The organism is Rhizobium sp. IBUN (genome assembly GCF_000510625.1).
In the GTDB taxonomy this organism is placed as follows: Bacteria; Pseudomonadota; Alphaproteobacteria; order Rhizobiales; family Rhizobiaceae; genus Rhizobium; species Rhizobium altiplani.
Genome location: NZ_AZNV01000029.1, coordinates 36,264 through 59,270, shown reverse-complemented (window position 1 = coordinate 59,270; position 23,007 = coordinate 36,264). Strand labels below are relative to the sequence as shown.

Annotated in this window: 23 protein-coding genes; 1 reads left to right on the top strand and 22 read right to left on the bottom strand. The window is 57.7% G+C overall.

Going from position 1 to position 23,007, the window contains the following annotated elements; genetic code table 11:
* Positions 1–25: 25 nt before the first annotated feature.
* The 16 genes from RHIBUN_RS0123195 to RHIBUN_RS0123120 all read right to left on the bottom strand — a co-directional run bounded on the left by RHIBUN_RS0123195 (position 26) and on the right by RHIBUN_RS0123120 (position 16,819).
* Positions 26–784, bottom strand: a complete 759-nt coding sequence (locus RHIBUN_RS0123195) for a pyridoxine 5'-phosphate synthase (protein WP_025661370.1) — start codon at positions 782–784, stop codon at positions 26–28.
* Positions 785–825: 41 nt separating this feature from the next.
* The gene (locus tag RHIBUN_RS0123190; protein WP_025661369.1) at positions 826–2,256 is read right to left on the bottom strand and encodes an NAD(P)(+) transhydrogenase (Re/Si-specific) subunit beta; all 1,431 of its coding nucleotides are present in this window, start codon (positions 2,254–2,256) and stop codon (positions 826–828) included.
* Positions 2,257–2,276: 20 nt separating this feature from the next.
* Positions 2,277–3,848 carry a Re/Si-specific NAD(P)(+) transhydrogenase subunit alpha gene (locus RHIBUN_RS0123185; RefSeq protein ID WP_025661368.1) on the bottom strand — a complete coding sequence of 524 codons (1,572 nt, stop codon included), beginning with the start codon at positions 3,846–3,848 and terminating at the stop codon, positions 2,277–2,279.
* A 66-nt stretch (positions 3,849–3,914) separates the two neighbouring features.
* Positions 3,915–5,186 (bottom strand): hypothetical protein, encoded by a 1,272-nt coding sequence (locus RHIBUN_RS0123180; RefSeq protein ID WP_025661367.1) that lies wholly within the window; start codon positions 5,184–5,186, stop codon positions 3,915–3,917.
* Positions 5,183–6,043, bottom strand: coding sequence for an ABC transporter permease subunit (locus tag RHIBUN_RS0123175; protein WP_029792451.1), 861 nt, complete (start codon positions 6,041–6,043; stop codon positions 5,183–5,185). Before RHIBUN_RS0123175 ends, RHIBUN_RS0123180 begins: the two co-directional genes overlap by 4 nt.
* A 12-nt stretch (positions 6,044–6,055) precedes the next feature.
* On the bottom strand, positions 6,056–6,844 hold the full coding sequence (locus tag RHIBUN_RS0123170) for an SDR family oxidoreductase (RefSeq protein ID WP_025661365.1): 789 nt from the start codon (positions 6,842–6,844) through the stop codon (positions 6,056–6,058).
* Positions 6,845–6,857: 13 nt separating this feature from the next.
* Positions 6,858–7,829: an ABC transporter ATP-binding protein gene (locus RHIBUN_RS0123165; RefSeq protein WP_025661364.1), complete on the bottom strand. Its 972-nt coding sequence runs from the start codon at positions 7,827–7,829 to the stop codon at positions 6,858–6,860.
* 15 nt (positions 7,830–7,844) lie between these two features.
* Positions 7,845–8,087: a hypothetical protein gene (locus tag RHIBUN_RS0123160; protein ID WP_025661363.1), complete on the bottom strand. Its 243-nt coding sequence runs from the start codon at positions 8,085–8,087 to the stop codon at positions 7,845–7,847.
* Between the two features lies 1 nt (position 8,088).
* The gene (locus RHIBUN_RS0123155) at positions 8,089–9,234 is read right to left on the bottom strand and encodes an ABC transporter ATP-binding protein (protein ID WP_025661362.1); all 1,146 of its coding nucleotides are present in this window, start codon (positions 9,232–9,234) and stop codon (positions 8,089–8,091) included.
* Positions 9,235–9,276: 42 nt separating this feature from the next.
* A complete protein-coding gene (locus tag RHIBUN_RS0123150) occupies positions 9,277–10,134 on the bottom strand; it encodes a carbohydrate ABC transporter permease (RefSeq protein WP_025661361.1) in 858 nt (285 codons plus the stop codon).
* 10 nt (positions 10,135–10,144) lie between these two features.
* Positions 10,145–11,110: a sugar ABC transporter permease gene (locus RHIBUN_RS0123145; RefSeq protein ID WP_025661360.1), complete on the bottom strand. Its 966-nt coding sequence runs from the start codon at positions 11,108–11,110 to the stop codon at positions 10,145–10,147.
* Between the two features lie 104 nt (positions 11,111–11,214).
* The gene (locus tag RHIBUN_RS0123140; RefSeq protein ID WP_025661359.1) at positions 11,215–12,639 is read right to left on the bottom strand and encodes an extracellular solute-binding protein; all 1,425 of its coding nucleotides are present in this window, start codon (positions 12,637–12,639) and stop codon (positions 11,215–11,217) included.
* Positions 12,640–12,687: 48 nt separating this feature from the next.
* Positions 12,688–13,842, bottom strand: a complete 1,155-nt coding sequence (locus RHIBUN_RS0123135; RefSeq protein ID WP_025661358.1) for an ABC transporter ATP-binding protein — start codon at positions 13,840–13,842, stop codon at positions 12,688–12,690.
* Between the two features lie 19 nt (positions 13,843–13,861).
* On the bottom strand, positions 13,862–14,644 hold the full coding sequence (locus tag RHIBUN_RS0123130) for an SDR family oxidoreductase (RefSeq protein WP_025661357.1): 783 nt from the start codon (positions 14,642–14,644) through the stop codon (positions 13,862–13,864).
* Between the two features lie 178 nt (positions 14,645–14,822).
* Positions 14,823–15,746, bottom strand: a complete 924-nt coding sequence (locus tag RHIBUN_RS0123125; RefSeq protein ID WP_025661356.1) for a substrate binding domain-containing protein — start codon at positions 15,744–15,746, stop codon at positions 14,823–14,825.
* Positions 15,747–15,916: 170 nt separating this feature from the next.
* On the bottom strand, positions 15,917–16,819 hold the full coding sequence (locus tag RHIBUN_RS0123120; RefSeq protein WP_025661355.1) for a LysR family transcriptional regulator: 903 nt from the start codon (positions 16,817–16,819) through the stop codon (positions 15,917–15,919).
* 114 nt (positions 16,820–16,933) lie between these two features.
* Here RHIBUN_RS0123120 and RHIBUN_RS0123115 point away from each other — a divergent pair, with 114 nt between their 5' ends.
* Positions 16,934–18,001 (top strand): SDR family oxidoreductase, encoded by a 1,068-nt coding sequence (locus RHIBUN_RS0123115; RefSeq protein ID WP_025661354.1) that lies wholly within the window; start codon positions 16,934–16,936, stop codon positions 17,999–18,001.
* Between the two features lie 72 nt (positions 18,002–18,073).
* Here the strand turns inward: RHIBUN_RS0123115 and RHIBUN_RS0123110 are convergent, their stop codons facing one another.
* The 6 genes from RHIBUN_RS0123110 to RHIBUN_RS0123085 all read right to left on the bottom strand — a co-directional run bounded on the left by RHIBUN_RS0123110 (position 18,074) and on the right by RHIBUN_RS0123085 (position 22,990).
* Positions 18,074–18,370 (bottom strand): NifU family protein, encoded by a 297-nt coding sequence (locus tag RHIBUN_RS0123110; protein ID WP_025661353.1) that lies wholly within the window; start codon positions 18,368–18,370, stop codon positions 18,074–18,076.
* Positions 18,367–19,377, bottom strand: coding sequence for an amidohydrolase family protein (locus tag RHIBUN_RS0123105; RefSeq protein ID WP_025661352.1), 1,011 nt, complete (start codon positions 19,375–19,377; stop codon positions 18,367–18,369). Before RHIBUN_RS0123105 ends, RHIBUN_RS0123110 begins: the two co-directional genes overlap by 4 nt.
* 145 nt (positions 19,378–19,522) lie before the next feature.
* Positions 19,523–20,332, bottom strand: coding sequence for an inositol monophosphatase family protein (locus tag RHIBUN_RS0123100; RefSeq protein WP_025661351.1), 810 nt, complete (start codon positions 20,330–20,332; stop codon positions 19,523–19,525).
* A gap of 11 nt (positions 20,333–20,343) precedes the next feature.
* Positions 20,344–21,207 (bottom strand): MurR/RpiR family transcriptional regulator, encoded by an 864-nt coding sequence (locus RHIBUN_RS0123095; protein ID WP_280949580.1) that lies wholly within the window; start codon positions 21,205–21,207, stop codon positions 20,344–20,346.
* Between the two features lie 105 nt (positions 21,208–21,312).
* Positions 21,313–22,191, bottom strand: a complete 879-nt coding sequence (locus tag RHIBUN_RS0123090; protein WP_025661349.1) for a sugar phosphate isomerase/epimerase — start codon at positions 22,189–22,191, stop codon at positions 21,313–21,315.
* Between the two features lie 13 nt (positions 22,192–22,204).
* Positions 22,205–22,990 (bottom strand): SDR family oxidoreductase, encoded by a 786-nt coding sequence (locus RHIBUN_RS0123085; RefSeq protein ID WP_025661348.1) that lies wholly within the window; start codon positions 22,988–22,990, stop codon positions 22,205–22,207.
* Positions 22,991–23,007 lie beyond the last annotated feature (17 nt).

Sequence of the window (23,007 nt, the reverse complement as noted above, 5' to 3'; positions counted from 1 at the left end):
CCGGTGAATGCATCCTCTACGTGGGCTACGTGTGCTCCGAAGCTTCAAGCACTCTATTGTAGAGTCTAACAGTCTCGCCGAGGCCGAATTCCAATGCATCCGCCATCAACGCGTGACCAATCGAGACCTCCGACAGAAAAGGAAGGCGTCGAAGGAGGGCCGGTAGGTTCTTACGGTTGAGATCATGACCGGCGTTTATTTTGAGGCCTGCTTTGACAGCCGTCCGCCCCGCTTCCTGCAGTGCTCGGAGATATCTGACAGCTTCCGCCGGATGGTCATGGCAGGACGCATATGGCCCGGTAAATAGCTCAAGACGGTGCGCTCCCATGTCGGCGGCCCGTGGTGCCGTTTCGTCTTCACTTTCTGCGTCGACGAATAGAGAGACACGGATATTCTGTGCGGATAACAGGTGGATGGCGGGCTTTAGCAACTTCGCCTTGGCTCGGAGATCCCATCCATGATCGGAGGTTTCCTGTGAGGGATCATCCGGCACAAGAGTGACCTGTGTCGGATTTAGATGCAAACAAGCGTCCAGGAAAAGCCGGCTTGGATAGCCCTCGATATTAAACTCCGCGTGCGGAAATTCGTCCCGAACAAGATCGCGTAGCGGTTCAAGGTCGGAAAATCGGACATGGCGCTCATCGGGTCTCGGGTGGACGGTAAGGCCGCAAGCACCTGCACGTAGCGCTATGCGTCCAAAATGCAGCAAGTCCGGCCACGGCAAATTGCGCCTGTTTCGCAGGAGCGCGGCCACGTTCAGGTTGACTGACAGGCGTGGCGTCATGTTCTACTTCCCTCTGTCGCCATGGCTAGATCCAACCGGCTTCACCAAAACCCGACAAGTTTTTCCAGGGAGACTTTGGCATCGCCATAAAACATGCGGGTGTTCTCCTTGAAGAACAACGAGTTCTCGATGCCGGAATAACCAGTTCCCTGGCCACGCTTAGAGACAAAGACCTGTTTGGCCTTCCACACTTCTAGCACCGGCATTCCTGCGATGGGTGAATTTGGGTCGTCCTGGGCGGCAGGGTTGACGATGTCGTTAGAGCCAATGACAATCACAACATCTGTCTTGGGGAAGTCCTCATTGATCTCGTCCATTTCCAGCACAATGTCATATGGCACCTTGGCTTCTGCCAACAGCACGTTCATGTGCCCCGGCAGACGCCCCGCAACCGGGTGGATAGCGAAGCGGACGTCCTTGCCTTCGGCGCGCAGACGCCGCGTCAGTTCCGAGACGGCCTGCTGCGCCTGCGCAACCGCCATGCCATAGCCCGGGACGATAACGATTGATTCCGCTTCGTTAAGCGCCGAGGCGACACCTTCGGCATCAATCGCCACTTGCTCGCCAATAATTTCCATCGTCGGACCTGTGGTAGTTCCGAAACCACCGAGGATGACCGAGACGAAGGAGCGGTTCATCGCCTTGCACATGATATAGGACAGAATGGCGCCCGAAGAACCGACCAGCGCACCGGTAACGATCAAGAGATCGTTGCCGAGCGTAAAGCCGATTGCGGCAGCGGCCCAGCCCGAATAGCTATTGAGCATGGATACCACTACCGGCATGTCCGCGCCACCGATACCCATTATGAGATGGTAGCCGATGAACAGGGCGAGAGCTGTCATGACGATCAGCGTCCAAGTCTCGCCGCCGTTCGCATACATCAGTAGCATGATAAGGGAAAGGATAGCTGCAGCAGCATTTAGGTAATGTCCACCGGGCAGCTTCCTTGCCTTGCCATCGACCCTTCCGGCAAGCTTGCCGAATGCCACGATCGACCCCGTGAACGTGACGGCCCCAATGAAAACCCCAAGGAAGACCTCGACTTTCATGATGCCGAGCTCGATCGGCGTCTTGTGGGCGACAATGCCGGCGAATCCATCGAGTGCCGCGCGCATACCCTCGTCCATGCCGCCGACGCGCCAAGCTTCGATATGAGTGTTGAAGCCGATGAAGACAGCAGCGAGACCGACGAAGGAGTGTAGCGCTGCGACTAGCTGCGGCATCTCGGTCATCTGCACTCGACCGGCGACATAGGATCCGAGAACGGCACCGCCTGCTATCGTAAGCGTGACAACAAACCAACTTCCTACGCCCGGACCGAAAATCGTGGCGATGACGGCGAGCGCCATACCAACAATGCCGTACCAAACGGCGCGCTTGGCGCTTTCCTGACCGGAGAGACCACCGAGCGAGAGGATAAAGAGAACCGCCGCGGAAATGTAGGCCGCGGAAACAATACCGATAGTCATTGTAATGAACCCCTACCCGATCAGGATTTCTGAAACATTGCGAGCATGCGTCGCGTCACAAGGAAGCCCCCGACGATGTTGATCGTCGCGACCAATAGTGAAAATGCAGCCAGCGTCTCTACCAGCCAATGTGCGGAACCGATCTGCAGCAGAGCGCCGAGTATGACGATCCCGGAGACTGCGTTGGTCACCGCCATAAGGGGCGTATGCAGAGAGTGGGAGACGTTCCAGATAACCTGAAACCCGACGAAGCATGATAGAGCAAACACAACGAGATGGCTCATGAAGCTGCTCGGTGCGTAGACGCCGACCAGGAGAAGGAGTGCCGTGCCGATCAAAAGAAGGAAGCCCTGGTTACGGGTCTGTGCTTTGAAGGCGGCGGCATCCCGCGCCTTCTTTTCCTCAAGCGTTAGTTCTTTGACCTTTTCTCTCGGCTTCTGGACGGCGATTGCCTGTACCTTCGGCGCGGGGGGCGGATAGGTGATGTCGCCATCTTTCGTCACAGTCGCTCCACGGATGACGTCGTCCTCCATGTTATGAACGACCTTTCCGTCCTTGCCGGGTGTCAGGTCTGCGAGCATGTGTCGAATGTTGTTAGAATAGAGTATGGAAGACTGTGCGGCCATTCGGCTCGGGAAGTCAGTATATCCAATGACGATGACATCGTTGTCGGACACGATGCGCCGGTCGGGTATGGTCAGTTCGCAATTTCCACCGCGCTCTGCGGCCAAGTCGACCACAACCGATCCGGGTTTCATCCTCGCCACCATGTCGGCGAGCCAAAGTTTCGGCGCGTCACGACCGGGGATCAGGGCCGTCGTGATGACGATATCCATGTCAGGCGCCAGCTCACGGAATTTCTGAAGTTGCTTCTCGCGGAACTCCGGAGAGGACGGTGCCGCATAGCCACCTGTCGTAGCGCCATCCTGCTGCTCGGCAAAATCGAGATAGACGAATTGCGCACCCATGGATTCGATCTGTTCGGCCACTTCCGGGCGCACATCGAAAGCGAAGGTGATGGCACCGAGCGAAGTCGCCGTGCCGATGGCCGCCAGCCCCGCGACACCGGCACCAACTATCAAAACCTTGGCGGGCGGCACCTTGCCGGCTGCAGTAACCTGACCGGTGAAGAAGCGCCCGAAATTGTTGCTCGCCTCGATCACAGCCCGATACCCGGCGATGTTTGCCATCGACGAAAGGGCATCCATTTTCTGGGCGCGAGATATCCGCGGCACCATATCCATTGCCACGACATTCGCGCCGGATGCACTCGCAGCATCCAGAAGTTCCCTGTTCTGCGCCGGGTATATGAATGAGATCAGTGTCTTGCCTTGAGACAGCTGGCTCACCTCGTCGATCTCGGGTGGTCGAACTTTGCCAATGACGTCAGCAGCCAGGAATACCGCATCTGCACTGGCTAGTACGGTCGCTCCTGCAGAACGGTACGCCTCGTCAGAAATCCCCGATGCCAGTCCGGCCCCTGTTTCGATGAAACACTCGTACCCCAGCTTCTGTATAGCCCGCGCAGACTCAGGCGTCATCGCCACGCGCGCTTCATTTTCCGCGCGTTCTTTTAACGCTCCAAATTTCATGATCGTCCTTTCACTAGCGGCTCGACGAGCCAATCTTGACGCTACCCCACCAAAGGGTATCGTAGTTCAGTCGACGCTTCGCGATCCTTGGCGTCGTGTAATTCTAAAACCGAGCCAGCCTAAGAAAGGTAGGAGCGCCAACCCTAGGGCGAGCCCGTCGCGACGCGGCTGTACGACTACGATCTCCCGGTTGAAAGTCCGATCGCCATCCACTCCCGAAGTTACACGGCCGCGCGCGTGTTGTCCGACAGGCGGCACCGTGATCGCAAAGGCTGTAATGTCTTCTTTTTCGGCATTGCGCACCGCCCGCACACGATAGCCGAAACCGGCCCCGCTGGTCTGTTCCACCTTGAGTCTGGAGAGAGCAACTTCGCGTTCGTCCGGTCCAAAACGCGTCTCGACTGCGGTTACCTCGGAAGGCTTGCGACGCACGAAAGTCTGGCGTCCGACCACCGCATCGCTCTGCGGAGAGACAACAGGAATGTATTCGCTCTCGTCGAAACGATCGGCATCGAACAGCGTTAGATAGAAGGTTGACCCTGGGCGCACGAAAATGCGCTGGCTGTTTGTATTCGACGGAATCGGTCTGGTCCAACGTTCTTCCGGAACAACCTCGCCGACGAGTGTCGCGCGTTGTGAGAGATCAAGAACTTGCAAGTGGCGAGCCGTGTCGACGACCGGCTTCCCGGCTTCATAGAGCATCATATCGTATTCGCCCGGGCCGAGCGCAATACGATAGGCCGGAACAGGCTTGGTCACCAATCTCAGATTTGGTTCGGGAAGCGGCTCCGGCGGCTGGATTACCGGAGCCTTTTGCCCCTGCATCCTCGCAGCGCCTGTTTGAACCAACTTTCGTTCGTAGTCACTCCGTCGTTTGGACGCTTCTTCGTAACGGCGGGCGAAGCTGCGTTCCTCTTCCTCGTAGGTATCGAAAGCGGCCGCAGCATCGTCGCCCCAAAGGAGCCTCGCATCACCGTTCACAGCGCCTTTCGGAAAGACGGTGGCGTACGACGCCGGCAAGACGGTTGCGACGAGGCGTCCGTTACGGGTGATGCGCAATTCGCCGCCCAGTTCATCTCGCTTGCCATCGAAATCGACGTAGACCTGCCGAGACAGCGGCCAGTAATATTCCCGCGTCTCGACGAAGGTGATGGCGCTGTCGCTGCCGCCCATCAAATGCAAGGTCGACATCTGCGATGGCAGGAACATGTCCTTGAACGCAAATCCATCCCACACCCGCCCGGCGACCACGACCGCATCGCGCCTTTCCGGCTCCATAGCCCGCGATGGCACTGCAACGAGAAGCGCCAGGACACAGAGGTACGAAATGTTTCTCACGCGCGTGCTCCTTTTATGCGAGCAATTAGCCAGGCCGCAGCGAAAAGAAGGAGTGTAAGCCCGAGCGACGACATCGATTGTCCGATCGCAGGAACGTCCTGATGCATCGCATTATCCACGAGCAAAGCGATCCCCGAGACCGGCGATAAGGGTCTCACAAATGGAGCGGCAGCCTCCAACGCAGCCCGCAAATAAAGCGCGAAGAGGCTCATCTCGTCGACGGTCATCGCTCGCAAGAGACCGAAAACCGCCTCATAAAGGCAGAGACCGCAAAGAACTGACAGATACATGACCACCGCCATGCGAACGGTACCGGCCAAAACCGAAACGACTAAACCCGTCGCCATCACCGGCAACACGAACGCCATATTTCCCAGAACCGGTAGCAAAATTTCCGGTCCGATCATCGCGTCGCCAAGCGGTTGCGCAATCAACAGGTAGGCCACGTAGATTGCGCCAAGAGCCCCTAGAACAGCGACTTCTGCAAGGAATTTCGCTACGAGTAGATCCAGCCACGAGACAGGGCCCGCGCGCAAAACTTCTAACGTTCCATGTTCACGTTCCCAACTGATCCCACAAGCCAGGCGTAGTCCCAGAACGAGTCCGAGAAACCCGACAATCGTCGTGTTCAGGCCCAAGAGCGGATCGGCCGTGACGACGACCGATTCCGTCTGAAACGTCTGCTGAAAGCCGCCGCCGTAGCTATACGCCATTAGCCCCAGAAGGCTCGCCACCATCCAGAACCAAAGAGAACTGAATTTCGACATTACCTCTCGACGCGCAAGCAAGATAGTGCGCCGAATTCGACCCGGGGGATCGAGGGAAATGCCAATGAAAACGGGGGGAACGTGTTCCATCATTAGGTCCGGTCACATGACAGTTCGGATCAGACCGCCATCGATACGAAGGGCCGCACCGTTGACGATACCCGTACGAACGGATCCTAGAAACGTGACGAAATCGGCCACTTCTTGTGGCTTCGAGAGCCGCTGGATCAGCGACGTCGGCCTATTATCGGAGACGAACCTGCGCTCCGCCTCCTCCTTCGGCAAATCTGGATACAGGCCGGCGATCAGTGCTGCGACCCCTTCGGTGCTGCAGGGCCCCGGCAATACTGAATTTACGGTGACATTGGTTCCTTTGGTCGTTTCGGCAAGGTTGCGAGCGAGCGAAAGCTGCATCGTCTTTGTGGCACTGTAGGCAGGCATTTCGGGGGCGGGATTGATACCGGATTCGCTCGCCATAAAGATCACTCGCCCGCTATCACGGGCGAGCATTTTCGGCAAATAATGCCGAGCCAAACGCACGCCACTCATGACATTGACCTCGATCAGCTCGTACCAGCGATCGTCTCCAGCCTTGTAAATGTCAACAGCCTCGTAGATGCCGAGATTGGCGACGAGCACGTCTACGTCCGGGCAATTCTCGATTAGCGTTTCGCAGCCCTCCCGGGTCCCGGAATTGCCGACAGCACCTTCCAGTTGAGCGTCCGGAAACTCGGCGCGAATGCGTGCGATCGCTTTGTCGACGGTTTCGCGGCCACGCCCGTTGACGACGACCGTAGCTCCCTCCCCGGCCATCGCACGTGCGATGGCAAATCCGAGCCCTCCCGTCGATGCCGTTACGAGGCAGCGCCGATTTCTATATCCAAGGTCCATTGAACTTACTCCTTCATATTGTGTCCAACGGTGGGTGCCGTGGGGCATCCTCGCGCGTCAGGCTGATAAACACGTCTTCCAGCGACGGCGCCTCGTCGGTGAGCGACAGGACCGTCAGCCCAAAGGCCGTCAGCGCCCTGGCAGCGTCCGCTCGTGCAGCGCGCCGATCGGCCGGTACGCCGACAAGGGCAAACTTCAAACGATTTTCGCCGACCGCTCTCAACTCGGCGAACCGTTCGCTGGCCTGTATCGCTGAAAGGGCGATACTTGCGGGCTCGAACAATTCCGCTTCGAACACATTTCTACCTAATCGCTGCGGAACGATGTCTTGCGGACTACCAGAAGCGATCACCTCACCGCCACGCATGAAGACGACGCTATCGCAGACGCGCTCCATCTCCGCCAGTTGATGCGACGAGAAGAGCAGCGTGACACCTTGCGCCTTCATCTCGCGAAAGACTGTGCGCATATCGGCCACGCCACGCGGATCGAGACCGAGCGTGGGCTCGTCGAGCATCAGGAACTCCGGGCGATGGAGCATCACCCGAGCGAGACAGGCACGCTGTTGCATTCCCCGTGAGAAGGTGCCCAGCGGTCGCATGGCGGCGGAAGTCAGACCGACACGCTCCAACGTCTCCTCGACGCGCTTGCCAGCGTCGGGTACGCCATAGAGATCGGCAAAGAAGCGGAGGTAAGCGCGCGCGCTCATCTCCGGATAGACCCGTGGCTTCTCCTGCAGAAAGCCGACGCGCAATCGCGTTGCCGCAAGTCTGCTGCCGTCGCGCTGGCCCAAAAGCTCGATCGTTCCGGCGTCTTGCTTCACCAGTCCCATGATGGCGCCCATCACCGTCGTTTTGCCCGCGCCGTTCGGTCCGAGAAACCCCGTGATCTCACCGCGCCGTACGGAGAATGTCGCGCCCTTGACGGCACGCTTCGCGCCGAAAGAAACCGTCAGCCCGGAAACTGAGAGAGCTTGGTTGGTCACGGCACTCTGTCCCTCTCAGTAGGCCATCGGCAACATATAGAGCCGAGCGAGATTGATGACGATCATCGTAACGCCGGCGGCGAGCAGAAACTCCATCGGCCAGGCGAGGATTTTTACCCGGTCGTTCCACAGCTTCATCGCGATGATGACGACAACGGCGACGAGCGAAGCGGGCCAGTGGGAAACGCCGCCAGCAATGACCGAGCACGATCCAAGCAACAGGGCCATGATTATGAACAGCACGAATGGGGACTTCATCTTAGTTCTCCGTCGTATCGGGCCGGCTCGCCAGCGCCTGAGCAATCGTCCGCCCCGAGCCGGGTTCGAAAAGATAGATCCAATTCGGGTCGAATCCCGCGTAGAGGCGACTGCCGTCTTGCTTGGAGAGCCCGGCAGTCTCGGTAGTGGACGAGCGAGTGGTAATCGTAACGTCACCACATTGGAGCACGTATAGGTTTTCCGCCCCCGTCGGCTCGAATGAGAAGAGTTCGGCCGGGATGGCGCAAGCCGCGTCGGCCTTTTCACTGACGCTGATGTTTTCCGGGCGGACGCCCAGCCGCAAGGGCGAGTCGAGCCTTTTTTCCAATCCCCAGCGCCGCACCCAATCCTGCTGGAGCGGAATATTGAAATCACGCGTTTTGGCGATGATCGAACCGTTCTCGTTGACCAAAGTCACATCGAAAACATTCATTTGCGGCTCGCCGACAAAAGTTGCGACGAACTCGGTCGCCGGCCGCTCGAAAATTTCGCGCGGCGTAGCGAACTGCAGCATCTCGCCATTCTTCATGACGATGATACGATCCGCCATGGTCATGGCCTCGAGTTGGTCATGAGTGACGAAAATCGTCGTTACCCCGACGCTCTTTTGAATGTGACGCAACTCGGCGCGCATCTGCCCGCGTAATTGTGCATCAAGATGTGACATCGGCTCGTCCATCAAAAAGACGTCGGCGTCGCGCACCAGCATGCGGGCGATCGCGACACGTTGCAATTGACCTGCCGAGAGCTGATCCGGCTTCCGTTGGAGAACATCGGTAATTTGCATCGTGTGCGCCACGGCTTTGACCTTGGCATCAATTTCTTTACGCCCGAACCGCCTGACTTCCAGGGGATAGGCGATGTTTCCGAAAACCGTCAGGTGCCGGTAAAGACCGTAGTCCTGGAACACCATGCCGACATTGCGATGTCTGGGTCGGAGAAAAGTGACGTTGCGCTCGCCGATCGCGATTCGGCCGCTGCTGGGCATTTCCAAACCCGCGATCATCCGCAGCGTCGTCGTCTTTCCACACCCGGACGGACCAAGAAGGAAGACGAATTCACCGTCCTTGACCTTGATGTTGACGTCCGTCACTGCGCGAAACGCGCCGAATTGCTTTATCAGGCTGTCGATCTGAATTTCAGCCATGGCGATTTTCCATTTCCTGGTTCGTGCAGTTGTGGGAGAAAATCATTTGCGTACCACCCCTTGTGACAGGCCACTGATGAATTGGCGTTGCAAAAGCAGCACGAAAAGGATGATAGGCGCGGTAATCAGCACCACGGCGGCGCCGAGTACGTTCCAGCGGATATCTGCTCCAATGGAGTATGCCATTACCGCAGGAGGCATGGTCTTGGCATTGTTGCTCGTCAGGAAGGTGGCGAAGGCGAATTCGTTCCAGGAGAGGATCATGACGAAGATCGCCGTCGCTGTGATTGAAGGCATCATCACCGGCAGTGTCACCTTGCGGAAGGCGGCAAACCACGTGTCGCCGTCGACCATCGCCGATTCTTCGTACCTGCGCGGGATGTCTCGGAAATAGCCGGTGAGCATCCAAACCACGAATGGCAACTGCATCGCGGTATAGAGGATGATGAGGCCGATCAAACTGTCGAGCAGCCCGACTGTCTGAAAGATCACGAAGATCGGTATCAGGACGGCGACGGGCGGCATCATGCGGTTGGTCAGAACCCAGAAGGATACGTCGTCACGACCTACGAACTCGTAACGCGCCAGCGCATATGCGCAGAACATTCCGATCGTGACTGACAAGAAGGTAGACGAGAACGAAACGATGACGCTGTTGAAGAAGTTCTTCAGGATTCCCTTGTCGACTATCAGAAACTGGAAAGCTTCCAGCGACGGTGTAAACAGCCATTGCGGCGTTGGCGCTGAGGCGCTGGCCCCATCCATGAATCCTGTGAGCACGACCCAAAGGTAGGGAAGGACGTTGAGAGCACAGACGACCGCTAGAAGCAGGTAGACCCACCAGTTCCGCTGGCGAGGTGGCACCGCCGGAGACTCAATAGAATAAGACAATTTTCTCATCTGGCCCTCCTTATTCGGCCACTTCGGTCTTCGAGCGGAAGACGCGGATGAACACGAAGCTCATGACGACGATGATCATCATCATGATCAGCGAGAGAGCGGCTGCCTTGGAGGCATCGAAGAATTCCAACCCCGTTTTGGTAAGAAAGACGTTGAGCGTGGTGGTCGCGTTGCCTGGACCGCCTCGCGTCATGATCACGATCAACTCGTAAGTTCGGAAGGCGTCCATCGTGCGAATAATCACCGCGATCAATATCGCTGGTCGCAACAAGGGCATCGTGATCGTCCAAAAGACGCGCCACGAGCCGGCGCCGTCGATTTCGGCAGCTTCGTAGGGCTGACGCGGAATAGACGCGAGGCCCGCCGACAGCATTAGAAACATGAAGGGCGTCCATTCCCAGACGTCGACGAAGACCAGCGTCTGAAAAGCGATTGTTGGATTCGAGAGAAAGGGAATTTCGCCCAGGCCGAGCGCTCGTGTGATGCCCCCAACGTAGTAGGTGACCAAGCCAGCGCCCGGATAAAACATGTACCGCCAGATCAAAGCCGCGACGAGGGGTGGCAGGATCATCGGAATTAGGATGAAGACACGCATCAGTGCGATCCCGCGCAACTGACGCTGGAACAGGAGCGCAAGGCCTAGCCCGAGCCAGAATTGGATGAAGACCGCCTCGACTGTAAAGATCAACGTCTTTCGCAGCGCATGCCAGAATTCCGGATCCTGTACGACTGCCTGGTATTGATAAAGGCCAACGAAGAAACGCGGAATATACGGTTTCGACAGGATGAAGTTGTGCCCGGCGATGTAAAGTGAATAGAGGAATGGGAAAATGCCGATGGCGAACAGTATGATCAGCGTCGGTGCCATGAGCACCCATGGAAAGAACTTCCGGTTCGAAGGGCCGAAACCGGAAAGGAAACTCCGCTCCCCGAAGGTGATGGGCGCAGCTGTTGTGGTGTTTTCCGAGATCGACATTGTCTCAGTCCCTTTGAGTTGCGATTGAGGGAACCGACACGTCCCAGGAAGGAGGACGTGTCGGCGTGCGTGTCCGACACTCGGCCGGACTACGCGTCAGTTCGTTAATTCCACTTTGACGGCATGCGGTCGTAGTAGCTGAGATCACGCCACAGCTGTTTCGGCAGGTCGGAGCGACCGGGGATGTAGTAGCCACCCTTGCGCATCGCTTCTGTCATCCGCTTTTCCATATTGGCGGCTGCGGTCTTGCTGTCGATCTCGCCGATCCAGACGCGGTTGCCTTCTTCGCCCATGACATCGGACATTTCCGCCCATTCCGGCACGCGAATGCGTTCGTCTGGATTGGTTTCCTTCAGCATGAAGTCGTATACGCCCGGCCACCACGGCTGATACTTGGCGAGCGTCTCGCTCTTGTAAGTCGAGTGGCGCGATGGACCTGCACCGTACTGGGTAGCTCGCTCCTGCACGTCTTTGGAGGTCAGCCACTGGATGAAGGTCCAAGTTGCTTCCTTGTTCTGGGAATCTTTGGAAAGACCCAGTGACCATGCGCCGAACCAAGGATCGATTACACCGTTCGGACCCGCTGGCGTATGCAAATGCACGTTCTTTCCAGCGACTTTCGCTTGGGTCTGAGAGTCCTCGAAGAACCCCTTGATGAAGTCTTGGTAGTTCCAGGTGCCAAAGGCGTTACCCCCCTGGTAAACCGCCGTCGCTTCGCCGATGCCCCAGTTCGCACTATCCGCCGGCATGAACTGCTTCAGACTGACGAAGTAGTCGATCGATGCGACGGTTCGCTCGTTGTTGATCGTAACCTTCCAGTCCTTATCGACATATTCGTCGCCCTTGGTCTGCGGCGTCTGGAAAGCGTAAAGGTAAGGAAGATAAGTCACCCCCCAGAACCAGCGGCCGGGGATGTTTGCGAAGCCGATCATGTTACTTTCGGGCTTGTGAACCTTTTTGGCTGCGTCGAACATGTACTGCGTGTTGAATTCCGGCGAGAAACGCTCCGGAAGTTTGAAGCCAGCCTTCTCGGCGACATCCGCACGGAAAGTCGTGCCAACCGGGCCGGCGCCAATCGGTATCGTGTAGAGCGTGTCGTTAAAGACTCCGGTACCGCTTATTACACGCGGCAAGAAGTCGTCGATGTCGTAATCGGCGTCTGTCAGGTCCGGGTTCTTGACATAAGACATCAACGGCTCAAGGAAGCCGGCGGCCGCGTATTCAGCCAACCACATGACGTCAACTGCAAAAATATCGTAAGTTCCTGTCCCTTGCTGCATTTCGACGAGGGACTTCTGACGATAGTTCTCGAACGGAATTTCGTCGATCACCACTTTGATCCCGTATTTCTGCTCGAACTCGGGAATGAATTTTTCCAATGCCGCAAATTGCGGCATCGACGGGGCAAGGAAATGCACAGTCTTGCCCGCGAGGGCTTTCTGCGCTTCGGTTTGCGCTTCGGCCGGCAGGGTCTGCAGCCAGAGGGCAAGACCCGCCGCCATAGCGACGGTCAATTTCATCACTCTCATTCTCTCCTCCTGATTTTGATGTTGCATGCGCTTCGCCGTCACGCCGCCTCAGGCATGTGCCGGCGCTTTCTGCCTCTGCGTGAAGCGCGCCTGGCGCACTGTGCGCCCGGTCGTCTTATCGAAAAGGTAGATGAAGTTCGGATCGATCTTGAACGACACGGGGGCGCCGATCGTGCTTGGATGGCCCTGGGCGGCGTCGACGGAAGTCATGGCCCTGATGACGTGGCCAGCCGTATCGATGTCGAAAACAACACGTGATCCGAGGGTCTCAACAGCGAAGAGTTTGCCGTTGACTTTGCAGTGATGGTCTGTCTCTGGCTCACATAGAGTGAGATGCTGGGGCCGGAAACCGATAAGGTATTCACTGCCCGCGCGTAGGGGATCGCCTTCGGCCATCCAGTTGCGGTCGACCTCGATCCAAGCGTCTCCAACCCGCAGACGATAGTACCCTGAATCATCCGAGATCGTTGCAGGAATGACGTTCATTGGCGGCTCGCCGATGAAGGTTGCCGCAAAGAGTGTATCGGGCAGATCGAAGAGCGTTTGCGGCGCTGCGATCTGCTCGATCCGGCCCTTGTTGATCAGCACGATGCGATCCGCCATGGTCATGGCCTCGAGCTGGTCATGCGAGACATAAAGCATTGTCGCGCGGAAATCGCGCTGCAATCGCTTGAATTCGACCCGCATGCGAGCCCGCAGCTGCGCGTCGAGATGAGATATGGGCTCGTCCAAAAGAAAAACGTCGGCATCGCGCACCAGGGCCCGGCCAATTGCCACACGCTGCTGCTGGCCGCCCGACAATTCGTTGGGGCGGCGTTCCAGCAATTTTTCGATCTGCAGCGTCTCGGCGACGCCGGAAATGTGGCGGACGATCGCGGACTCGGCCATTTTGCGAATTCGCAAGGGATAGGCAAGGTTCTCGAAAACTGTCAGATGCGGAAAGAGCGAGTGCTTGTCGTAGACCATCGCTAGGTTGCGCTCACGCGGTGTCCAGCGGGTCACATCACGGCCGCCGATCATAATGCGGCCGGCGGTCGCTTCCTCGAGACCCGCGACGAGCCTCAGGGTCGTGGTCTTCCCCGCGCCTGAGGGCCCGAGCAGAAAGACCGCTTCACGGTCCGCGACGTCCAGCGTGATCCCGTTTAGCGCGGTGAAGCCGCCTTTGAAGGTTTTCGCGAGGTTTTCGATTTGAAGGTCAGCCATAGTCGTTTCCGGTTCGAAATCAGAGAATTGCGCGGATCGTCCCGCCCTCGGCCCGCATCGCCATGCCGTTGAGAGCGGGAGATGCGGCGAGATGAACGACGCTTGCCGCAATCTCTTCAGGTGCAATCATTCGACGGATGAGCGATGTGGGCTCCGTTTTGTCGAAATAGGCGGCGACGACCTCTGCACGAGTAATACCCTCATCGCGGGCGATTTCCTCGTGATAGCGGCGCACGGCGGTCGTGTCGGTCGGCCCTGGGAGGATGGTGTTCACCCGCACCCTGGTGCCGCGTGTCAACTCCGAGAGCGCGCGTGAAACACCGAGCAGACAGGCCTTCATCGCTCCATAGTGTGGCATCCACGCCTGTGGCTTCACCGCGCTCTCGCTGCTAATGAAAACAATCGACCCTTCGCCACGCTCCAGCATATCCTTGAGAACGAGGCGCGACATGCGTACGCCGGTCATGACATTGACGTCGAAAAAGCGAAACCAATCCTCATCACGCGTTTCGAAGAACGGACGTACTTCGAATATGCCCACCGAATTGATAAGGAAATCGATAGGCGCCTCCGCCCGGGCGAACTCGGCAAGGCGCTTGTCTTCGCCAGCTGCGGTGAGGTCGCAAGCGATACCGCGAGTGCCCGGCCCAAGCTGCGCGACAGCTGCGCTCACATCTGCCTGCGAGAGACCGGTGATTGTCGCCTTCGCACCCTCGGCAATGAAAGCCGCGGCAACTGCGAGACCGATGCCCGTAGCACCGCCCGTCACCAATACGTGCTTGCCTGCCAGACCGTAATCCATCGTCAATACCTCCCGTGACATGCGTAGCGTGTTAGCTCCCGTGTGCCGCCCCTCCAGGCGCTACACACGTTTCCCGTTGGCCGGATGGCCGTCGTCGCCCTCCCGGCCATGGAACATGTCCTGGCCGATAGAACTAATTTTTTTTCGTATGTTTTGCAAGAAAAAAAATTTTACACGATCATGCAGCGTTCTGTCGCCAGCCCAGAGATTGCGATCCCTGACCCTTTGCGAAATGACGCAGTGCGAAATCGATAAATGCCGCCGTACGCGCCGGAAGCCGCCGACGCGGGTCGCTGATCAAAGAGACTGGCATGGGGGCGGGCTCGAATGCCTCCAAAACAGCGTGCAGCTGACCGGAACGAAGTTCCGGGTCAATGTCCGCCCGCGCTAGGCGGAAGATACCGAGACCTTGCAACGCGAAGGTTTTTAGTGTTTCCGGGTCGCTTGCGCGAAATCGGCCGTCGACCGGCAAATGCCCAACACCCCCACCGTCAAACGTCCAGACGTCGCCAAATATCGACGAACCCTCCAGGCGAAGACACTCGTGGGCCGATAGGGCCTCGGGGGTGCCCGGGCATCCGCGCTCCGCAAGATAGGACGGGGCCGCGGCGCTGACCGTTGCCATATCGAAAAGCTTGCGGACCGTAAGGCCGGAATCTTTCAGGGACCCGGCCCGCAACGCCACGTCGAAATGGTTTTCATGCAGGGCGGCGGGCGGGTCGAACCGAACAGAGAAATCCACGTTGGGATGCGCCCGAGCGAATGCTTGCACAAGCGAAAGCACGTGACTTCGACCAATGTCGGTTGCGCAAGACAGAATTAAGCCGCCCGCAATAGCGTTACGCCGCCCGCCCATATCACGCTCCAATTCTGCGAATCCCGATAGTACCGGCTGAGCGCGCTCCAAGAGCAACTTACCCTCCTCCGTTAGAAGGAACGAGCGCGTCGTGCGTCGAACGAGCGCCACGCCGTAGTGGTCTTCAAGCGCCTTTAAACGTCCGCTGATCGTCGCCGGGGCCATGCCAAGGCGGCTAGCGGCACTCGCCATACTTTGCGACCGAGCGATTTCGGAAAACATCCTGAGATCGGCCAAACAATTCATTGAGTTCCTCCTTGCAGGCCAGCATCCTGCGGCCACCGGTTCCCAGGCGCCGTTCAACGGACGCCCTCCTCTGGAAACACGAAATGCACCCAACGAGTAACATTGCCGGCAGGATTCCACCGGCGAAAAATGATCACTTCATTCTGTACGAAACTTCACAAATCGTGCGACTAAGGTGCGACATTCTGCACGAGGTAATCCACGAAGACCCGAATACGTGGCGCGAGAGGCGTTCGGTCAGCATAAATGATCGAAACCGGCTCGCGGTCACCCGGATTGAAGGTGTCGAGCACCGAAACAAGTCGTCCGGTGCGAAGGTCAGAGCCGATGTGAAACTCGGAGAGGCGCGCGACGCCGATGCCATCAAGGGCAAAGCGCCTCAAGCTTTCGCCATTGTCGAGACTGAGATTGCCTTTGACCGCCAAATCGAGTTGCGTGACAACGCCGTCCTGGTCGACTCGGAATGGCCATTTGCCATAGCTGCGACTGAACCCGAGCGTCAGGCAGTTATGTTCCAGCAAATCGCGGGGTTCCACTGGCACGCCGTGCCGCGCTAGGTAGTCGGGCGAAGCAACGACATGGCGCAACGACGCAGCGAGCCGTCGAACGCGAATCGTAGAGTCCGTCAAAACACCCGTCCGGATCGCGACGTCGACGCCCTCGCGAATGAGGTCCGCTGTCGTATCGGAAAGCGAAAACTCGAGCGCTATGTCGGGATAAGCGGCGAGAAAGCCCGAAACGATCGGCATGATCTGGTGAATCCCAAAGGGTACGTTGCAGCTGACGCGGAGCGTGCCGCCGATTTGCCCCGCGCTTTCCCGCACGCCGCGCTCAAGGCTCGAAATATCCTGCAGAATCTGCTTGCCACGGGCGAAATAGTCTTCGCCTTCAACCGTCAAGCGTAACTTCCGTGTCGAACGGATCGCCAGCGGCAAGCCGAGGCGAGCCTCAATGCGGGCGATGATCTTGCTGATTGCCGATGGCGAAAGCCGCAAAGCATCTGCTGCGGCTGTAAAGCTCCCTGTCTCGACGACTTTTATGAAGACCTCGATCTCAGAAATGCGTCCAGACATGTCGGCTCCTCATTAGTGACAGCAGTTCACTTCACTTATGACAATGGGCAGCTTACTCGGGCAAGACGTAAATGGCACTTCTAATCCTCCAACTCATATGAGGAGACTGAAGTCATGTATCAGAAACGGGCACTTGTCGCAGGCGCGACGGGAATCGTCGGACTAAACGTTGCCGAGCATCTGCGCGACCTTGGCGGTTTCGAAATCACGGGGCTGGCGCGCAAGCCCTCGATCGGCGCGTCCTACATGCGGCCCCAAGCGGTCGATCTTCTCGATCGCGAGGCCGCGCTGAGGACACTCGCGACGCTCAGGCCGACACATGTTTATTTCTGCACATGGACTTTAGGGCGAAACGAAGATGAAAATATCCGCCTTAACGGCGGTATGCTTCGCACCCTACTCGACGGGGTCGTCGGTGCCGGGACGGTCGAGCACGTCGCTGTCGTCACGGGCACCAAGCACTATCTCGGCCCGTTCGAGGACTACGGAAGAGTGACCCCGGTCACGCCATTTCGCGAGGACGCACCACGGCTGGAAAAAAAGAACTTCTACTATGAACTGGAAGATGTCGCGTTGGACTATGCGACGCGGCACGGCTTTAGCTGGTCGGTGCATCGGTCGCACACAATCATCGGCTATGCGGTTGGTAACCTGATGAATATCGGCGCAACTCTTGCGACTTTCGCGTCGATCTGCAAGGCGACGGGGCGTCCTTTCACGTTTCCGGGTACCCCGACCGCCTATTACGGAATCAACGACATCACCGATGCGCGCCTGCTGGCAAAGCATATCGTATGGGCATCGACGGAACCGAATGCCCGCAATGAAGCTTTTAACGCCACGAACGGCGACGTTTTTCGCTGGGAACAATTGTGGAAAAGAATCGCCGACTATTTCGACGTCGAGGTGGGCGCTTATCCAGGTCAATACAATTCGCTAACGGACCGCATGCAGGGCCTTGACCCCGAGTGGCAGACCCTGGTGACACAGCACGGTCTTCAGCCTCACAAGCTGGAGCGCCTCGCCTCGCCTTGGCATACGGACCTCGACCTCGGTCGCCCCATGGAATGCCTGCATTCCATGGCCAAGAGCAGAGCTCTGGGCTTCAAGGAATTCCAGGACACAGAGCGGTCGTTTATCGACGTCTTCGACAGGCTGCGCGCCGAACGGGTCATTCCGTAAACCTACTGACTCTCGACGCCCGCAAGCGCATCGGTCGCCCGATGCGCTTCTTCGCGTTCTATGCGCCGACGACTACGCTACGGGATAGGGATGGGCGTTCAAGAGGTTGGCAAGACGCGATAGTGCCCGCGGAGCCGCCTTCACCTGCTCGCATTCAACCTCCTGTACGCCAGGTACTTCCATCAGATAACTCCGGACGGGTCCGACGAAAGTCATCGCGAGGTTCGGGCAAGCACGACAAGCGCCCGTTAGAGCAACAGTTACGGTGCCGTCCTCGGTTACGCCGGTGATCGCTATGTCGCCGCCGTGACCGAGAATGAGGGGGCGCGCCCGGCCTAGAGCGGCTGCCAACATGTCTCTGTCGATCATGGCGTCAGTCCCAGTTCGCGCTTCTTCGTATCTAGGTCGATGCCCATGCCGCGAGCGAAAGCCTTGCCCAGAATGTTTTCCTTCATTTCCCGGGTTATTTCGGGATACCCATAACGATCCTGCAATTCCTCCGGCATTTTGAGATTAGCGAGCGTGTCGATGTAGGTCTGGACATGCGGCCAGATGAAGGCCTCCGAGCCGTAACAAATTCGCTCGGAACCGACATACAGGAGCGCCTCACCAAGACGTTCGAGCATCTTCCACGGCTGGAGGTAATACTGGTTGAACCAAAGCGGAAGGATCAAGAAAATGTTCTCGAAACGGCTCGCGATGGAGATGGTCTCATCGACATAGGGGTCGCCTAGATGATGAATTCCAAAGTTGAGTTCCGGAAAATCGGCTGCCGCATATTGAATGTCGTTTGGCTTGAAAGCTTCTACCGGGCCGAGTTCAAGTGGAAAGCCCTTGTGGAACTGGACCATCTTGACGCCAAGCTCGAGAGCCTTTTCCCACAATGGATAGGCGATGTCCCGATCGTCCGCACGCCAAGAGCAACCCCGAGACTGATATTGATAGAATTTGAAGCTAACGGCACCAAGCTCGTGAACCTGGCGTTCCATTTCCTTCAACGCCGGCCCGAGCCCGTGATAGGCAGGATCGACGCCACCGGTCAGCACTATCCGTTTCGGATCCTTTTGTGCGAGTGCGTGGCTAAGTTCAACAGGACCGAGGCCAGCGCGCCAATGAGAAAACAGCGGCACAGAACAGGCGCACGCCATGTCCGTGTCGGATTTCCCGAACAACATATCCATGGCCCAATCGAGATCCGGGTTTGAAAAGGTTTCCGGCTCGGGCGGCGGGCCGCGCCGGCCGGTAAGGTTGATGAATCCGGTCAGCTGTTCGCGCAGAATGCGAACTCGTCGGCCATCGCTGCCGTCTTTGATCTGACCGTCACTGAAGTCTTGGCAATGCACCGCTGCGTCAAAGACAAAAATTCCATCCTTCATTCGCTTAACTCCCATTGGCTGCTAGCGCTTGACAGCGCTTTGGCTTTCGTGAAAAGCCAACCGTATCAATAGCATGGGGAGGTGTCGGCCAGTCTTCGCTTTATCCGAAGATTGCCTTCAAGATCGACGCAGCAGGCGCGTTCGCTCAAGGGACTTCGAAAAGATCGGAAAGATCGCGGTAAAGCGCCGGACCACTCGCAAGAACGAGACCACCCTGCTCGAGTGAGGCCCCAGGGCTCGGATATGGAACAACACGCCCACCTGCTGCCTTGATGAGGGCAAGGCCAGCAATGGCATCCCAGGCCCACATATGGCGCTCGAAGTAGCCATCTACGCGGCCAGCCGAGACATAGGCCAGCATCAACGCCCCCGCGCCTACCTGCCGGAAGCTTCCGCCCACGGCGAAAAGCCTTTGCGCATCTTTAGCGAATGTCTCTGGCGGCACGCGGTGATTATGGCCGAGGCCAAGGCTTGTCCGGTCGACCGAGGCTGTGCTGCTCGTCGAAATCACGGCGCCGTCGATTGTTGCGGCAATACCGTCTGCGCCGGCGAAAAGCTCATCGCGCAGCGGATCGTAAATTACACCGAGAACTGGTTCGCCTTTCGACCAAAGTCCGATCGACACGCACCAGTTATGCGCACCCCTCAAGAAATTCGTGGTGCCGTCGAGTGGATCGACACACCAGACATAGTCCGCTTCGAGCGATCCGGAGCGACCCGTCTCCTCACCGAGGAAACCATCCGTCCGGAAGGCCGGCCGCAGAATCGCGGCGATCACGTCTTCGGCCTCGCGATCCGCAACCGAGACGAAATCATTCAGCCCCTTTTGTTCGACTACCAACCGGCTGCGACGGCCGTAGTGGGTAAGCAACGTGCGGCCGGCCTCTCGGGCGGCGTATTCCGCTGCGGCCAGACGAGATCCGAGACGCCCGACGCGAGGCTCTTCCGCAGGCATTCGTCGCTCCTTCAATAGCGCGTCAGAGCGGTCACATCGGAGGTTCGTTCGAGCCCTTCCATTGCTCTGCCAAAATTGCGAACGGCATAGAGCGAATAGAGCACATCGATGACCTGGAGCTGTGCGATTTTCGAGACCATGGATTCGTGGTATTCGCCCGGCCCGACGACGCCGGTGATGGTCGGTGTGAAGAGGCAGATATCAGCATGCCGGACGATAGGCGAATCCGGAAACGATGTTATCGCCAGCGTCGTCGCACCTTGGAGTTTCGCATGTTGCAAGCTGTCGACAGTCGATATGGTGCGTCCGGAATTCGAAACGCCGATCGCGAGCGAATTGGCTCCCAGCGTAGAGGTCGAGATCTGCCGTATGCCGAGATCTCGGAAAAAGAGGCACCGCTTGCCGACCCGCATGAAACGCAGCAGCGCGTTCTCAACGCATATCAGCGAAGCACCCATCGCGAAAAACCCGAGCACGTCGGCATTCTCGATTGCCGCAACGGCGCGTTCGAGTTCTTTTTCCGCGAGCCCGGCGCGGGTATCCGAAACCGTCATCGCGTAGCGAGCGGCGACCTTTGAAAGCACCGAGGACGTATCGTCCTCGTCGGTGATATCTTCGTAGACGTGTCGCTCGGAGATTGGCTCGCTCGTCGTTGAACCTTGCGACAATTCTTCAGCGATCAAGATCTTGAACTGCTGAAAGCTCTGGACATCGATCTCTCGGACGAAACGCGTGACCGTTGATTCCGATACCTCGCATTGAACTGCGAGATCTTTGATCGAAATTGACTTTATTTCTTCGGGTGTCTTCAGCACTCGGTCAGCGATCCGCCGAAGGGCCGGATTCATATATCCGGCCTTCCAGCGTATTCTCATTAGTATGGATTGCCTGTTGTCTGTAGCGTTGTCCATCGATTATGACTCCGACTCATTTGCCGCAATTCTATAACCGTCAAATTCCAAAGAATGAAATTTCTTTTCTTACCACACTTTGCATCCAACGCGCGCTTTTTCTCGCGCTACTCGAATCACGTCGAATGCAAGGCGTGCCGCGCCGAAGGAATCATCCCAAGCTTCACGCCATAACCGAACACCTGCGACCAGCGCATCGCTAAGTACCCTGGACGAAAAAGCTTCGACGGTGAAATCCCCCTTGTAGCCGGCGCTTTCGAGGGCACCGAAATAAGACGTGAGATCGAAGTGTCCGCCGCCGAGGATTCCGCGATTACTGTCGGCAACATGAGCGTATCCGAGCAAAGGTGCATTGCGTTGGATGGCCGCGGCAATGTCGCCCTCTTCGATGTTCATATGGAACGTATCCATGTGAATGAATAGATTAGCGCCACCCGACGCGTGGATAAGAGACGCCGCCTCGTCCAAGGTGTTGACGAGGTAGCTTTCATATCGATTGACCGGCTCCAGCCCGAGCCGAACGCCCAACTCCCCGGCTCGCCGGTCGAGACGAGAAAGCCGTTCGGCAACTCGCTGCCGCGCCTGGACCGTCGCAGGAGCTCCGTAATTTGCAAATGCCGCGTAGGTTATGCCCGATACCGCCGGCGCCCCGAGCTCCGAGGCAATTTCCAGAGCACGCTTCACCGTCTTTTCGCCTCGCTCGGCGATCGAGCTGTCGGCCGACGAAATGTCGGCCTCGGGACCTAGCGCCATGCCGAGCCGCAATTCTAGTCCGGCGTCATTGACGACTTTTCGGGTGAGTGCGACGTCGAGTGCCTGTGGGTCGAACATCAGCACCTCGATCAATTCGAAGCCGATCTCGGCCGCGGCTCGGCAGCTATGTGCTGCCTTTTCCCCTGACCAATCGTCAGTGAAAACGAGACTGTGAATGCCTAGCTTCCCCGCCATTTCTGCCTCCCTATCAACCGAATATGGAGCGGATGGTACCACCGTCAGCCCTATGGCAGACACCGTTCATCGCCGCGTTGGTCATCAGCTGGACCACACCGCGCCCATGCAACGCGGGATCAATAAGCTTCTGAACGAGGTTGGAGGGTTGGACGTCGCGGTAGAAGTCGGCGAGCGTTTGTTCGACCGTTTTTCCCTGCTCTGCGGCAAGATCGGCGAAATAGGTTTCGACCGACTCAGTTGCGGTCGAGCCCGGCATATAGCTGTTGACGCGCACGTTCGTGCCACGGGTCAACTCCGCCAGGGAGCGGCTCAGTCCGAGCATCGCCGTCTTCGTGGTGGAGTATGGCGTCATGTTGCCGATCGAGCGGATTGCCGCTTCGGACGAAATGAAGACAATGCTGCCGTCGTTGCGCGACAGCATGTCCTTCATCACAAGACGCGTGATGCGGATCGCTGTCATCAGATTGTGCTGGAAATACTCCATCCAGCGTTCGTCGCTGACCTCGAAGAAATCGTTGACGTCGAAGACGCCGATATTGTTGACGAGGAACGAAACCGGACCGAAGCCGGCTGCATAGTCAGCCAGGGCCAATGCACCCTCTTTCGTCATCAGATCTGCAACGACGCCGTAAGCGCGTGGTCCGATTGACGAGGCCGCCTTGTGGAGCTTAGCTCTGTCGCGGCCATTGATAATAACAATCGCACCTTCTTCGTGGAAAGTGCGGGCAATTGCGTGGCCGATACCGGTTGCTCCGCCCGTGACGATGACGATTTTTTCTTTAAGTCCGAAGTCCATTATTCTCACTCCCTTAT